14 protein-coding genes are annotated in these 12,158 nt (G+C 69.4%); 2 read left to right on the top strand and 12 right to left on the bottom strand.

The genetic code is table 11. From position 1 onward, the window contains the following. Positions 1-3 precede the first annotated feature (3 nt). Both MUY14_RS43180 and MUY14_RS43175 read left to right on the top strand, forming a co-directional pair. Positions 4-966: a C40 family peptidase gene (locus tag MUY14_RS43180; protein ID WP_247018482.1), complete on the top strand. Its 963-nt coding sequence runs from the start codon at positions 4-6 to the stop codon at positions 964-966. 175 nt (positions 967-1,141) lie between these two features. Beyond that, positions 1,142-1,747: a hypothetical protein gene (locus MUY14_RS43175; protein ID WP_247018480.1), complete on the top strand. Its 606-nt coding sequence runs from the start codon at positions 1,142-1,144 to the stop codon at positions 1,745-1,747. Between the two features lie 233 nt (positions 1,748-1,980). On the opposite strand, the gene MUY14_RS43170 is transcribed toward MUY14_RS43175, so the two are convergent. From MUY14_RS43170 to MUY14_RS43115, 12 genes are all read right to left on the bottom strand, one after another. Beyond that, positions 1,981-2,403 carry a hypothetical protein gene (locus MUY14_RS43170; protein WP_247018478.1) on the bottom strand — a complete coding sequence of 141 codons (423 nt, stop codon included), beginning with the start codon at positions 2,401-2,403 and terminating at the stop codon, positions 1,981-1,983. Between the two features lie 79 nt (positions 2,404-2,482). Then, positions 2,483-2,770 carry a hypothetical protein gene (locus tag MUY14_RS43165; RefSeq protein ID WP_247018476.1) on the bottom strand — a complete coding sequence of 96 codons (288 nt, stop codon included), beginning with the start codon at positions 2,768-2,770 and terminating at the stop codon, positions 2,483-2,485. Positions 2,771-2,811: 41 nt separating this feature from the next. Then, entirely contained in the window at positions 2,812-4,575 is a 1,764-nt protein-coding gene (locus MUY14_RS43160) for a vWA domain-containing protein (RefSeq protein ID WP_247018474.1), read from the bottom strand. A gap of 43 nt (positions 4,576-4,618) precedes the next feature. Continuing rightward, the gene (locus tag MUY14_RS43155; protein WP_315863244.1) at positions 4,619-5,416 is read right to left on the bottom strand and encodes an AAA family ATPase; all 798 of its coding nucleotides are present in this window, start codon (positions 5,414-5,416) and stop codon (positions 4,619-4,621) included. A gap of 456 nt (positions 5,417-5,872) precedes the next feature. Continuing rightward, the gene (locus MUY14_RS43150) at positions 5,873-6,142 is read right to left on the bottom strand and encodes a hypothetical protein (RefSeq protein ID WP_247018470.1); all 270 of its coding nucleotides are present in this window, start codon (positions 6,140-6,142) and stop codon (positions 5,873-5,875) included. A 715-nt stretch (positions 6,143-6,857) separates the two neighbouring features. Then, positions 6,858-9,347 (bottom strand): BTAD domain-containing putative transcriptional regulator, encoded by a 2,490-nt coding sequence (locus MUY14_RS43145; RefSeq protein WP_247018468.1) that lies wholly within the window; start codon positions 9,345-9,347, stop codon positions 6,858-6,860. Between the two features lie 15 nt (positions 9,348-9,362). Further along, a complete protein-coding gene (locus tag MUY14_RS43140) occupies positions 9,363-9,758 on the bottom strand; it encodes a hypothetical protein (RefSeq protein ID WP_247018466.1) in 396 nt (131 codons plus the stop codon). Between the two features lie 18 nt (positions 9,759-9,776). Further along, a complete protein-coding gene (locus tag MUY14_RS43135; protein ID WP_247025512.1) occupies positions 9,777-10,211 on the bottom strand; it encodes a pilus assembly protein TadG-related protein in 435 nt (144 codons plus the stop codon). Next, entirely contained in the window at positions 10,211-10,612 is a 402-nt protein-coding gene (locus MUY14_RS43130; protein ID WP_247018464.1) for a TadE/TadG family type IV pilus assembly protein, read from the bottom strand. Before MUY14_RS43130 ends, MUY14_RS43135 begins: the two co-directional genes overlap by 1 nt. Positions 10,613-10,665: 53 nt before the next feature. Then, positions 10,666-11,514, bottom strand: a complete 849-nt coding sequence (locus MUY14_RS43125) for a hypothetical protein (protein ID WP_247018462.1) — start codon at positions 11,512-11,514, stop codon at positions 10,666-10,668. Between the two features lie 43 nt (positions 11,515-11,557). Continuing rightward, positions 11,558-11,911 carry a TadE/TadG family type IV pilus assembly protein gene (locus MUY14_RS43120; protein ID WP_247018460.1) on the bottom strand — a complete coding sequence of 118 codons (354 nt, stop codon included), beginning with the start codon at positions 11,909-11,911 and terminating at the stop codon, positions 11,558-11,560. Between the two features lie 46 nt (positions 11,912-11,957). Continuing rightward, the gene (locus MUY14_RS43115) at positions 11,958-12,158 is read right to left on the bottom strand and encodes a hypothetical protein (RefSeq protein WP_247018458.1); all 201 of its coding nucleotides are present in this window, start codon (positions 12,156-12,158) and stop codon (positions 11,958-11,960) included.

Below are 12,158 nucleotides of genomic sequence, written 5' to 3'. Positions count from 1 at the left end.
GTCATGGGTTCGAAGATCGCGGTCGGTGTCGCCGTCGCGCTCGCGATGCTTCCCGTGCTGCTCGGCGCCGTGCCCCAGGCCGTCGTCACGTCGCTCACCGGCAGCGGGAGCACGACCTGCACGCCCGCCGGGAGAACTGCCGGCGAGGTGCCCGGCTACGGACCTGAACAGCTGGCCAACGCGGCGATCGTCACCTCGGTCGGCCGCCAGCTGCAGGTTCCCGAGCCCGGGTGGGTCATCGCGGTCGCCGTCGCCATCCAGGAATCCACCCTGCGCAACCTCGACCACGGCGACCGCGACAGCCTCGGCCTCTTCCAGCAACGCCCTTCCCAAGGCTGGGGCACGCCCGAGCAGGTCATGGACCCGACCTACGCGGCAACGCAGTTCTACCGGCACCTCCGGGCCGTGTCCGGGTGGCAGCAGATGAGCCTCAACGACGCAGCCCAGGCCGTCCAGCGGTCCGGCACACCGAACGCCTACGGACGGCACCAGGCGGACGCCGAGGTCATCGTCGCCGCGGTCGCCGGAGTGACCTGCGAGCACACTGGCGGCGGAGATTGCGCGAGCATCACCGCGCCGACGCCCGCTGCGCTCACCGCCATCAACTACGCCTGCGGGCAACGCGGGCTGCCCTACGTCTGGGGCGGCAACGGCCCGGACGACGGCGACGCCGGATTCGACTGCAGCGGCTTGACCCGAGCCTCCTACGGCGCCGCCGGCATCCCGTTGCCGCGGACCTCGCGCGAGCAGTACGCCGCCGGACCGCACGTGCCGGCCGGCGCAGCACTCTTACCCGGCGACCTCGTCTTCTACGCGATCGCCGGACGTGTCCACCACGTCGGTTTGTACATCGGCAGCGGCAACATGATCGATGCACCGGATTTCGGGCGAGCTGTGAAGGTGGAGCCGTACCGCTACCCCGGCGACGACTATCTCGGTGCGACCAGGCCGACCGCAGCCCGCTGACGCTGTCGGACAATCACTTCTGGGCGATACGTATGTCTTGTTTGGACGATGGCTTGACACGAACCGGTTGATGGAGCGTCCATAGACATGTAGCCCGACCACCGGATGCGCACCGGCGGGCGAACGCCCCGGCCGGGGCATGACCATCCACCTTCTTCACCGAACGGAGCCCGTCATGCCCTCAACTCTGGACACCGCGACGAACGACGCCAAGCCCGAAACCGCAGAAACCAAGGTGCGCCGAGCCCTAGAGGCAGCAGCCCCAGGCGCGACTGCGGCAAAACTGGCCAGCGCGGCCGGAATCGGCCGCTCCGCAGCCACCAAGGTCCTCTCGCGCTTGGCAGCCGAAGGACTGGTGACCCGGACGGCAGGCAAGGACCAGTCGGTGCCCGTCACGTGGACGTTGCGCGACGAACAAAACGACGACACCGCCGAAGTGGCGACGACCGAAGACGCGGCAGATCAGCACGTGAACGTTCCGGCCGCTGAACCTGACGCACAGGAACCCGGCCCTTCACCCGTGCCCGACCCCGACGTCGCCGCCTGCGACCCAGCAACGCCGGGAGTCACGCCGAAAAAGGACCGACTGCCGAAGGGTGGGCTGTACGACATGGTACTGGGATTCCTGCAGGCGCATCCCGGCGAGGAGTTCGGCCCCGCCAAGATCGGCGTGGAACTGGTCCGGTCCAGCGGTGCGGTGAACAACGCCTTGGAGAAGCTCGTCACCAACGGCCTGGCGACGAAAACGTGCGAGGCACCGAAACGCTTTACCATCAACTGACTTACAGCCCCAGACGAACTCGGTCCGGTCGCCATCCCAGCGACCGGACCGAGTTCGTTGCCAACCCCACAAGGGCCGGAGTACACCTGATCGACCGCCTCGTCATCGAGTCCCCTCAAGCCCAGCGACGAGTGCGGCCCTGAACTGGTCCTTTGTGGTCGGTCAGAGTGAGCGTTCGACGGCGTCCCGGACTTGAGCACCGGGTTGATGGTGGGTGCAGCGGGCGCCGGTGGTCACGTCGCGCGGAGATGGTGTGTGCGGCTATATTGCGGATTTCCGCTTCCGTCAACGAAGAACAGCCGACCGGCGTAGCGGTCGACCATGTCAAGCGGCACCTGCTCACAGCCATGCTTGTCCAGGCTAGCGAGAGCTTCGGTCGTAACCTCGGCGCGGGCGGGAGCGCTCAGGGAATCGGCGAGTCCGGTGAATCGGATGTGCACCAACCAGACGGGAAGTTCGTCTCCCCACAGCGGCCTGATGATGGAGGCGCTGATCGTGGTCTCGACGTGTGCGGCGACACGTCCGGTAGCACGCGCGGCGAGCAGGTCGTCGTGAACGAGGTGAGCGTACGTACCGATGGCGTCGCCGTTGGACGCGTTGGAAGATGGGTCACCGTCGATCCACACGCCCGGCTTCCAGCTGTCTTCGATGAGCACGGATTCCTCCCTGATGAGATTCCGTCGTTCCGCTTCTGGCAGGGCTTCCACCCGGCCGTATGGCGTCAGCCGGGCTATTTCATAGCGGCTCGAAGAAGAAGTCTTCTTCGCTCGCGAAGTCCTCGGGGTTGAAGCGGGCGAGCCCGGCCGCTTCAGCCATCGCGTTCAGGGTGGACAGTGCGGGGCCGTCGAAGTAGCCGCCGGAGCCGACTTCTTCGGCGGCTTCGCCGTCCAGCATTGAAACGGCGGCGGTGAAGGCGGCCTTCACCTGGTCGAAGGTGAGCTCTCCGGCGCGTTCGATGATCCGTTGAGCGGCGATGGTGGTCATCACCATGGCAGTGGTTTCGGCAGCTGCTGTTTCAGTCATCGTTTCTCCTGGGGTGGTGTTGGTGACTTTTCGGGTTGGGTCTAGCGGCGGGTGGCACGGAGTGCTGCGGTGGCCGCGTGGCCGATCGCGCGGGCGGCGGTGGAGGGGTCGTTGAGCACGTGGACCGTGGCGCCGTCGAGCGGGGTGTCGGCCGGGCTGGTGGTCAGCCACAGCACCGCGCAGCCGGACGCACGCAGCCGGTCGAGCTTCTTCTGGCCGTCGCGGCGGGGGTCGGCGCGGAAGTTGCCGTCGGACACGATGACCACCAGCCGGGCCGCGCCGGGGCGGGACAGGCCGAGGGCGCCGTCTAGGGCGTCGAGCGCGCGGGGGATGTCCTCGTAGTTGTCGTCACACTCGAACTCGGTGACCTCGGCGGGCGGTTTACCCGGGTGGGTCAGCGGGCGCACGTGGTGCCCGAAGATGACGCTCGCGCTGTCGGCAGGCACGCGAGTGTGGCGGGCGGCGTTGGCCAGGATCCAGGCGGCCGAGGCCACGTGATCGCGCGCCCAGCCCATCGAGCCGGACACGTCGCACGCGATTCCGACCCGAAGCGGCGGCACCGTGACCGGCGTGCGAGTGGTGCGCATGAACGGCTCGGCGGTCACCACGGCCCCGGCGGCACGCTGGGCCTCGGCGGCGCGCACACCGCGCATCCGCAACCGTCCCGGCGGCACCTCCGAAGTGGAGCGCACGACGACACGCTCTCGGGTTCCGGCGGTGTCCAGTGCCCGCGCCAGCACCCGCGCAGCCGTGCATTCCTGGGGTGTAGGCGGGCGGGTGCCCGTCATCCCGGTTTTGCCGCCGCGGGGGCCGCCGGTGCTGAACACCCGCCGCGCCGTTGTGCCCGCCTTCTTCTCGGCGGCCGCTTCGCTTTCCTTCACGGCGGCCGCGACGGCGGCCGGGTCTTCGGGTGCCCGCTCAGCGCGGACCCTCGCCGCCACACCGCCCAGCACCGCAGCAATGGCCTCCGCGAGCGGAGACGGGACGGTAGGAGCACCGGGTCCAGGCGAACCGCCCGTCGGGTCCAAGGTGCCGGGCGAGGCCGGCGACGAGGTCGAGTCGGCGCTGTCGGGGTCGGTGCCGAGGATCTCGCACCACTGCCGCCCGAGCTCGAGCATCTCCTCGCCCGCGTCGTCGGCGGTCCGCAGCGCTTGCCGCCACACCGCCCGCAGCTTCCCGAGGACGTCGGCGCCGAGCACGTCCTCGACCACCCGGGCGACGGGGTCGACTTCGGGCGGACTGAGCACCCCGGCATCGACCCTTCCCAGCAGCAGCGCGGCTGACCGGGCAGCGTCTGCGCGGGTCATCTTCGGAGCGGTGGCGGGGTCTGCGTAGAGGTGCAAGTCGGTGGCGACGATGCCCTTGACGCACGCGCGCAGCCAGTGCCGGTCGTCCGGGCGGCGGCGGAGGTGCGCCGCTTCCATGCGCGGCTCTTCCAGCAGCATCGCGGCGGCGACCACGGCGGACGGGGCGTCGTCCGGCGGATCCCACGCGGAGTGCTTGGCGTGTCCGCACTCGTGAGTCAGGGCACCCCACGCCGGGGCGTAGCGGTCGCGGTCGGACAGGTTGGCGGGGTCCACGGTGGCGGGGTCCACGCCGAGGTGGTCGCCGTCGATCTCGATCAGTGCGCGGTGCGGGTAGAAGCACGCGGGGGCATTGCCACCAGCGCCGGGGGCGACGCTGACCACGAGGTCGTCGCGGTCGGCGATCACGGGAACTTCGTCGGCGAACGCGGCGGACAGGGTCAGCCACTCCGGACCGGCCGGAAACACGGCGGCACCGGTGGCGGTGAAGTGGGCGCTCATGACGCGGGTCCTTTCGCGACGGTTCGCGGATTCCGTTGAACGATCAGGGTTTGGTGGTGACGCGGGCTCCGAGGGCGAGCGGGGTGACGGTCTTGCCGAAGACGTCGCGCACCACGGCGGCGACGGTGACGCGGTCCTCTTCGGGCGCGATGCCGACCAGGTTCCCGGCGGCGGCGTCGAGGTCCCACGCGTCGGCGAGCTTCTTGAAGGCCAGCAGCTCGCGCAATTGGGGTGCCCACCCGATTTCGCCCTTTTCCTGCCGGGTGGCGAGGTTGCGCGCCACGCGCACGGCTTTCTTGTCGACCCCGAGCTGTTCGGCGAGGGCGTAGTCGCTGGAGACCTGGATGTGCACGGAAAACCGGGACGACAGCGCGTCGGTGAGGATGGCGCCGTGCACGCCGGGGTTGTGTCCGGCAACGACGTAGAACCCTGGAGCAGCCTTGACGACTTCGCTGGCGTTGGCCTTGACCACGATCTCGCGGCGTCCGTCCATCGCGGGGTACACCACGGCGAGCACGGTCGGCGGAATCAGCGTTGCGTCGTCGATGAACAGCGGGACGCCCTCGCGCATCGCACGGACCAGCGGGCCGTGGACGAACACGAAGTCGCCGCCGGGGGTCTTGGTGTAGTCGCCCACCAGATCGGCGACCACGGTGTCGCCGTCACCTTGGACGGTGAGGCAGTCGTTGAACGCCGCCTCCACCACCGAGGTCTTTCCGGTGCCGGGCGGTCCGTACAGGAGGGCGGCGACTCCGGCGTCGCGCAGCCGTTCCAGCGCGGTGACGTCGGGCATCCCGGACAGCAGCCGGGGGTGGTAGTCCATCCCGTTCGGACGCTTCACCGGGCCGGTGACCATGCGCGCCGGTCGCCTGGCGGCACTGCCGGACCCGGACGGGGTGGAGGTGGTCGATGGCGTGGCGAGTGGCTTGCGCCGTGGCGTGCGGGGTGTACACGGCGGGGCGGGGGTGATGACGGACGCGGCGGCGGCCGCTGTCGTCGCGGTTGCCCGGTAGCCCAGTGGCGCGGTCCTCGCGAGTTCGGCTTCTCCCCTGTCCGCCAGCACTTTGCAGGCGTTGCCGACCGCGCCGGATGAGCGGTTCAGGGTGTGCGCGATCCCGCCCGGGGTGTGGGTGGTCGTGGGGTCGTCGGCGAGAACTTTCGCTACCATCGCACGAAGTTCACCATTGCGGAGCCTGGTCGCTGTCGCACCCGCCGGGGTGGCCGGGCCCGCAGCGGGCGGAGTGGGCGTAGTCATCGCGGGTGTCCCTTTCAGTCGTGCGGGTAGCTGTCGCGGCGGTCAGAACGGGAGCGTGGTCGTGTAGCAGAACGAGTCGTCGGTGCCGTGGGGGCACAGCGCGAAAAGACCGTCGTAGCCCATTTCCCGCAGCATGGCGGTCTGCGCGTAGCCGTTGCGGCGGCGGCACGTGCGGGTCCGGGGACCGTCCGGGCCGTGAACGGTGATTTTCCGGTCGTCGACGGTGACCCGGTAGGCCGTTACGTAAATATCGCGAAGGTTGCGGATGACAATGGGATCAGTTCCCGGGTCGTTCGACATAGTGTTCCCCATTTCATTGATAGTGTCCATATCGGGACAGTCCCCGGGTTTTATTTCCGGCTTCCCCTGGCGACACATCAAAAGTAACTCGATAAACCGGCCGTGCACAATAGGTATTCACGCCCCGTTAGGGTGACAAATTTCGCCACCAGAAAAGGAACCAACAAACCTCCGCGACAACGTTTGCGCAGGCCAGCAAGCGCAAGGTGGCCGGCAACAGCTCCAGCAGAATTGGGCGAATTCGCGCTACTTTCGATACAAGAAAAGAAGAGATAGCGATCACAGGGACAAGGTGAGTCGACCGCCAGAGCGGGACAACCGGGACATGGATGTAGCAGCCTGGCCGACCTGCCGGGCCCGATGTGCTTACCTGCTTGCCGCCAAGCGAGTCTGGGATACCGGCGGACCCCCACACAAGGGCCTTGAGCTGCGGATACGCTCGTCCACGGAGGATCCGCCTTAGCCGGTCCGCAGAGCGCCGGGGAGATCGGCGGGTGCAAGGGAACCCCTGGCGGCGGTCAAACGGCGAGGGACCGGTATCCCAGCTCGATGCCCCGGCGACAAGGGGTCGTCCAGCAAGCCGGCGCAACGCGGTGAACGTCTCCGCAGAGCAGCGCAGGGCGACGCAACGAACGACAGCAACTTTGAGTGAGTACACCGGGAGGATTCTCTGCGAAATGACGTTCAGCACATCGACACTAACATCCATCAGGCCCGCTCAGCTATTTCAGCGTCGAGGTATTTCAGCCGCGCTGACCGAGATTTCTCCGAGGTGCTCGGCGAGCTCGATTGTTGTCGGTGTCGGTGTTTCGTCTATCTCTGCGAGGCGCGCTTCGAGCAGGCGGAGCGTCCTGGGTATCGCGTCGTGCCGGCCGAGGTTGTGTTCGAGACGCATGATGTCGCGATAGAGCAGCTCGTTGTGCGGGTCGAAGTCTCGCGCCGATTCGAGCAACTCCAGTGTGGACTCAGGATCGTTCTGGACCTGGCCGCGAGCGAGGGCGGCGACGGCGTCGAGGGCGTCGCGGCGAACACCTTCCCGCAGCGCGGTGATCCATTCGGTTTCGATGCCGGCCGCCAGCTCACCTCCGTAGCCGGCGACGATCGCGGTGTTGGCGGCGACGCGTTGCCGGTCATCGGTCGTGGTGCGACGTCGAGCGACTGCGTCGGCGAACGACCAGTAGTCGACCTCGACGACCGTGGGCGCGAGGCGATACCGGCCGTGCTCGGCAACCACCAGGTCGCCGATGCCGGGCGAGGTGGCTTTGTGGATGGTGCTGCGGAGGCGGGACAGGACGGTGCGCAGCACCGCGGCCGGGTCTTGCGCGGGACGGCTGGCCCAGACGCTGTCGATGATCGCCGCCCGCGGAACGCCGTGCGGGTGCAGGGCAAGGTAGAGCAGCAGTTCCCATAGCCGCCGCGACAGGCTGCCGGTGATTTCGACCGTCCGGTCCGGGTGGGTGAGGTCCGGTCGCCACGACAACGTCGGCTGCCCGAACACCGACAGCACCAGCGGTGTAGTCGCGGCGTGCTGGTTGTCGACGGTAATCGGCTCGGGTACCGCTTCGGCGTGTTCGGGGACCGGCGGTGCTGCGATCTCCAGCCCGTGGGTCGGCTCGAGAGCCGGTTGAGGCTGATCGTCCCGCGCGGCGTCGAAGAGGGCGAACAGCTCGCGGGTCGCCGATTCGGGGAGAGAGAAGGCTCGGCGGCCACGCAGCGTCTCCCCCGGACCAGGTGAGGTTGCGGTGATGACGCCCGTGGCGTCCACGTAGGCGGTGACGCCGGGATGCCATTGGCCGAGCAGCAGCACGGTCGTGCTCGGGCCGCCGTCGGCCAAGACGCGTTGCAGTCGAGCGTGATCGGGGTCGCCGGTCGGCATGCGGGCCATCAGAATTTCGCGGATGCCCTTTAGCGGATCTCGGCTCTCAAGGCGAGTGAGCGCGTCTGCGAGGTCGGCGACAACGTGGACGCACGCCGGCAGTTCAGCCCCGTGTTCCGGGACGCCGAGCAAGCCACGCAAGTCCGCGGCCGGCGCGACGACCTGTGTGCCGCGGGTGGAGGTCATCGCCGTGAGCAGGAGCGCGCGGGCGGCGGCGTGGCTGCCGGGGCCGATGAGACCGAGACCGTGTGTCGAAGCGAGGTCCAACGCCAGTTCCACGGCCGCCTCATCGGCGGATTCACCCAGCTCGGGAACGTCGCCGTCCGCTTCGGCGTCGGTGACATCGAGCTCGTCGGGTTGGGTTTCGGCGCGCTGGTGTGCCAGGCGCAGCTGGTAGACGACCGGTGCCACGCGCAGGTCGTCGCCGCGTTCGCCGCTGCCGGGCCGGTAGCCGGCACGGTGCCGTCGACGGGCGACCAGCACCGCGGTGCTGATGGCGCCCGCCAGCCCGAGGCCGACGTACACGCCGGGCTCCCACGACGAGCCGAGGTTCGACGCAACGGCGGAGGGTGATGCCGGGCTCGGTGGCGGAGAAACATCCGCGGGTTCAGCCGGCGACTGCTGCTGCGACGGTTTGGCATCGACGGGCCGGGGCGTCGGCGGTAGGCGGATCCGATCACCCGGGTGAATCAGGCTGGGCGAGGTCAGCGTGCGACCGCCGGGCTGGGCGCTCCCGTCGTTCAGGCGCCAGATCTCCGGCCACCGGTCGCCGTCGTCGAGGCGGCGCTGCGCGATCCGGTACAGCGAGTCGTGGATCCCGTCGCGGGGTGGGCGCGCCAGCTCGATGTCTGCCGATCGGCCGTCAGCGGCCGATGTCGCCGCGACCGGCGCGCCCACCGGGCTGCTCCCGCCGGTTGCAGCGACGGCAGTTCGGCTGATGAACGACACCACGACGGCGGTGATGAGTACTGCGGCGACCCGGCGGAGTGGCCCGCCTCGCTGGCTGAGGTTCGGTCGCCCGGCGGCGAGGACGAGGTCCCGCACGTACCCGGCCAGTTCGACGAGGAATGCGCCCCACAGCAGCCAGGCGCCGCACGCAAGGGCGTCGAGCAGCAGACTTGTCGACAGCGGGGCCGCCAGCACCGTGCCGATCTCTGCCGTGGTGGGCAGGTGGTCTGGGAGGGGCCAGCCGATGAATCGGGCCAGCGCCCACGGCAGCCCGGCAGCCAACCCTGCGAGCAGCGCGAGCGCCGCGCCGGCCTGCAGCAGGCGCTCTGCACCGCGCACGAACCCACGGCGAGCTCGCCGTGGTTGGGTTCCGATCAGCCGTTCTGCAGTCACAACAGCGTCCCTGACTCAGCTTCGCTGGCCCTGGAGGGCTGGCGGCTGCGGCGTCGTCGGGCTTGGCCGAAGTTCCGGTGGTGCAGGCGCGGTCGTGAGTGGGGTGTCCGGTTTCGGCCGGCGGCTGCCGGGCGGTCGGCCTCGCCGGGCGCGGGGCTTGCCGGCGGTCAGCCACCCGGTGAGATCGGCGGCCGTGACGTCTGTGAATTCGGCCAGCTCGTCGACGCTGATGACGTCCGCCGCCGCGGCGAGCACGGTGCCGAGCGTGCGTTCGACCTCCGCCAGCTCCTCGGCCAACGCGGCTCGGCGGCGTGCGAGCTCACCGACCTCGCGTGCCGCGGCCATCCTCCGGGCGCTCTTCTCCGCGTCGGCTTTCTCGACGCGTCGTTCGATCTCGTCGGTCGTGATCATGGCTTCCTTCTTCGGTGTTCAGGGTTCGAGAGCGGTGACGCCGCGCTGAGGATGGGCGGCGCCGCTGCCGTGGGCGTCGATCGACGGGATGCCGATGAGCGACAGCAGCTGGGTGCGCCGGCTGGTCGTGACGGTGACGCTCACGGTGTCGACGGTGGCGGTCACCTCGCCGGTGGCGCCGACACCGGCGAGGTAGGTGCGGGCGAGTGCGTCGGCGTCCGCGGGGATCAGCCGCAGCGCGCCGGTCTCCCGGTAGGCGGCGAGGTCGATCGCTTGCGCGCCGGCCCGGGCGGCGGATTCGGCCTGGCCGGTGGCTCGGACCTTCGCGGCGAGCGCGAGGCCGCCGTCCAGCCCGAGGCCGGCCAAGGCGAGCAGCCCGGCCGTCAGCACGACGACGAAGGCCGAGACGCGACCCTCTTCGGCTCGCCACCACGCTGCGCGGCGGGCGTCCATCATGTGCCTCCGGCGGTGGGCTGGGACCGGTAGGTGTCGATGACCTCGGAGGCTGTGGCGCTGAGCGTCCGGCTGCTGGGCACGCCGAGGACAAGAGCCTGACCGAAGTCGACGGTGCAACGGACGCTGACGACGGCGCTGCCACCCGGGCTCGCCGAGGTCGTCGTGGTGACCGCAGCGTCGCGGCAGACCAGACCGGCGCGCGCCAGTGCCGAGGTCGCGGTCGCGTCCGCGGCGGTGCTGGCGGCCGCCGGAGAACGCTGCAGGCTCGCGGCGCGCGCGGCCTGGTGAGCTGCGTCATCGAGCCGCAGCCGCGCGTCGACGCCCCGATGAATGACCACGGCGACGAATACCAGCAGCATGACCAGAACCGGCGCGATCAGGACCGCCTCGGCGGTCACCGACCCACGTTGGTCACGCCACCACCCCGCCGTCCGGCTGCGCCGCGCCCCGGTCACCGGATCGGCTCCGTGGCCGGCGGTTCCCACGGAAACCGCCCGGCTCCGGTGAGGTCCCGAGCCGCGGTGACGTAGGCGAAGACGGATTGCGGCAGCTCCTCGGCCACCACGACGAAGGGACGGATCGACGCGGCTCGCAGTCCGGCGTGGACGGTCTCCGTGTGCTCGACGATCTCGGCGTGACGCAGCTTGGCTTCCCATTCCCGGGCCAGCGTGACGCATCCCTGGAGGTGGAAGATCAGCTCGTCGAGCTGCGTGTCGAACTCGGCGATCGCCGACGCGGTCGTGGCCGCGAGCTCGGTCTCGCCCGGTGCCGCTTTAAGGCGCGCAGCGTGCTGGCGAGCAGACTCCGTTCGAGTCAGGCGGACCAGCGCGGCCCAGACGACCTGGTGGGCTCGGTCGCACAGCTCGGAGTCGAGCCAGTCGCGTGCCCTGGAGTCGTGGAGTTCACTCAGGAGGTCGACCAGGAGCCCGGCCTGGTACGTCGCCGCTTCGCCGAGCGCTGTGAAGTCGGCGCTTCGAAGGAAGAACTCGCCGCGAGAGCGCTCCAGACGACATCGGTGTCCCTGCCGATGCTCGTGATCGGTCGCGAGGCACGCCGCGGCGACGAACGCGTTGCAGACGCCGCTCAGCAGAAGCGCGATGCCGCCGCCGACAGTCATCGCTCCGGCAAGAGCTCCTGGAGCGGCGATACCCAGTGCCAGGACCAGCAGTCCTGCCGCACAGCGAGTCGAGACGAGGTGCTCGAGGAAGGCGCGACTCACCAGCCGGTGCCAACGTTCCGCCGTGACAGCGGGATTCCACAGCATGGTGTCCGATCCGTCGGCGAAGTCGCCGACGGTCACCGCTCCCGGTTTTTCCAGCAGTGGCATGGCTTCTCTCCTTGGCTCAGAGGTCCGGGACGAACCGTTCGACCGCGCCGGCAGTTTCGGCGTGCACGTGCAGGTGCACGCCGGGCAGGACCGCGACGACCTCGCCTTCCACGCTCACCGATGCCGAGGTCGGAGTGCGAACGACCCCGACGCGCGGCGAACGCAGCGGTCCGCGAACCAGGTCATCGAGCAACCGCTTGCCCACGTCACGTCCGGCCGCAGCTGAACCGTCCTGTGTGCGAGCCGCGGACAGTGCCTGCGAAGCGGCTGCTTGAGCGACGTGGACTGCGTGCGACCACAGTGCGAATTGGACGATCGCCAGCAGCGCGAGCAGCAACAGCGGCGTCGCGATGACCAGCTCGGCGCTCATTTCTCCCCGGTCTCCAGCCAACACACGCCGGACGCGCGAGAGCACGTCAGACTCCGAGGCCGAGGTCGATGCTGTTCGCCTTCGCGGTCAGCTTCGCCGCGATGATCGCGATCAAGGCGATGGCCAGCACCGCCATGAGCGCCGTGACGATGACGGTGGTCGTGATCTCGCCGCGGTCGTCATCGGCCAGGACCCGCAGGATCCGAGCGGTGACTAGGTTCCAGAGAATTCGAGCGTAGAGCAGCAT

Source organism: Amycolatopsis sp. FBCC-B4732 (assembly GCF_023008405.1).
In the GTDB taxonomy this organism is placed as follows: domain Bacteria; phylum Actinomycetota; class Actinomycetes; order Mycobacteriales; family Pseudonocardiaceae; genus Amycolatopsis; species Amycolatopsis pretoriensis_A.
Note: the sequence above shows the minus strand (reverse complement) of the source record. Positions and strands in the feature narration are given on the sequence as shown.

Excerpts from the sequence above, each read along its gene's own strand:
- MUY14_RS43120 (WP_247018460.1), bottom strand. The coding sequence starts at position 11,911 with ATGAGCGCCGAGCTGGTCATCGCGACGCCGCTGTTGCTGCTCGCGCTG.
- MUY14_RS43165 (WP_247018476.1), bottom strand. The coding sequence starts at position 2,770 with ATGACTGAAACAGCAGCTGCCGAAACCACTGCCATGGTGATGACCACC.
- MUY14_RS43135 (WP_247025512.1), bottom strand. The coding sequence starts at position 10,211 with ATGGACGCCCGCCGCGCAGCGTGGTGGCGAGCCGAAGAGGGTCGCGTC.
- MUY14_RS43150 (WP_247018470.1), bottom strand. The coding sequence starts at position 6,142 with ATGGGGAACACTATGTCGAACGACCCGGGAACTGATCCCATTGTCATC.
- MUY14_RS43115 (WP_247018458.1), bottom strand. The coding sequence starts at position 12,158 with ATGCTGCTCTACGCTCGAATTCTCTGGAACCTAGTCACCGCTCGGATC.
- MUY14_RS43175 (WP_247018480.1), top strand. The coding sequence starts at position 1,142 with ATGCCCTCAACTCTGGACACCGCGACGAACGACGCCAAGCCCGAAACC.
- MUY14_RS43160 (WP_247018474.1), bottom strand. The coding sequence starts at position 4,575 with ATGAGCGCCCACTTCACCGCCACCGGTGCCGCCGTGTTTCCGGCCGGT.
- MUY14_RS43140 (WP_247018466.1), bottom strand. The coding sequence starts at position 9,758 with ATGATCACGACCGACGAGATCGAACGACGCGTCGAGAAAGCCGACGCG.
- MUY14_RS43180 (WP_247018482.1), top strand. The coding sequence starts at position 4 with ATGGGTTCGAAGATCGCGGTCGGTGTCGCCGTCGCGCTCGCGATGCTT.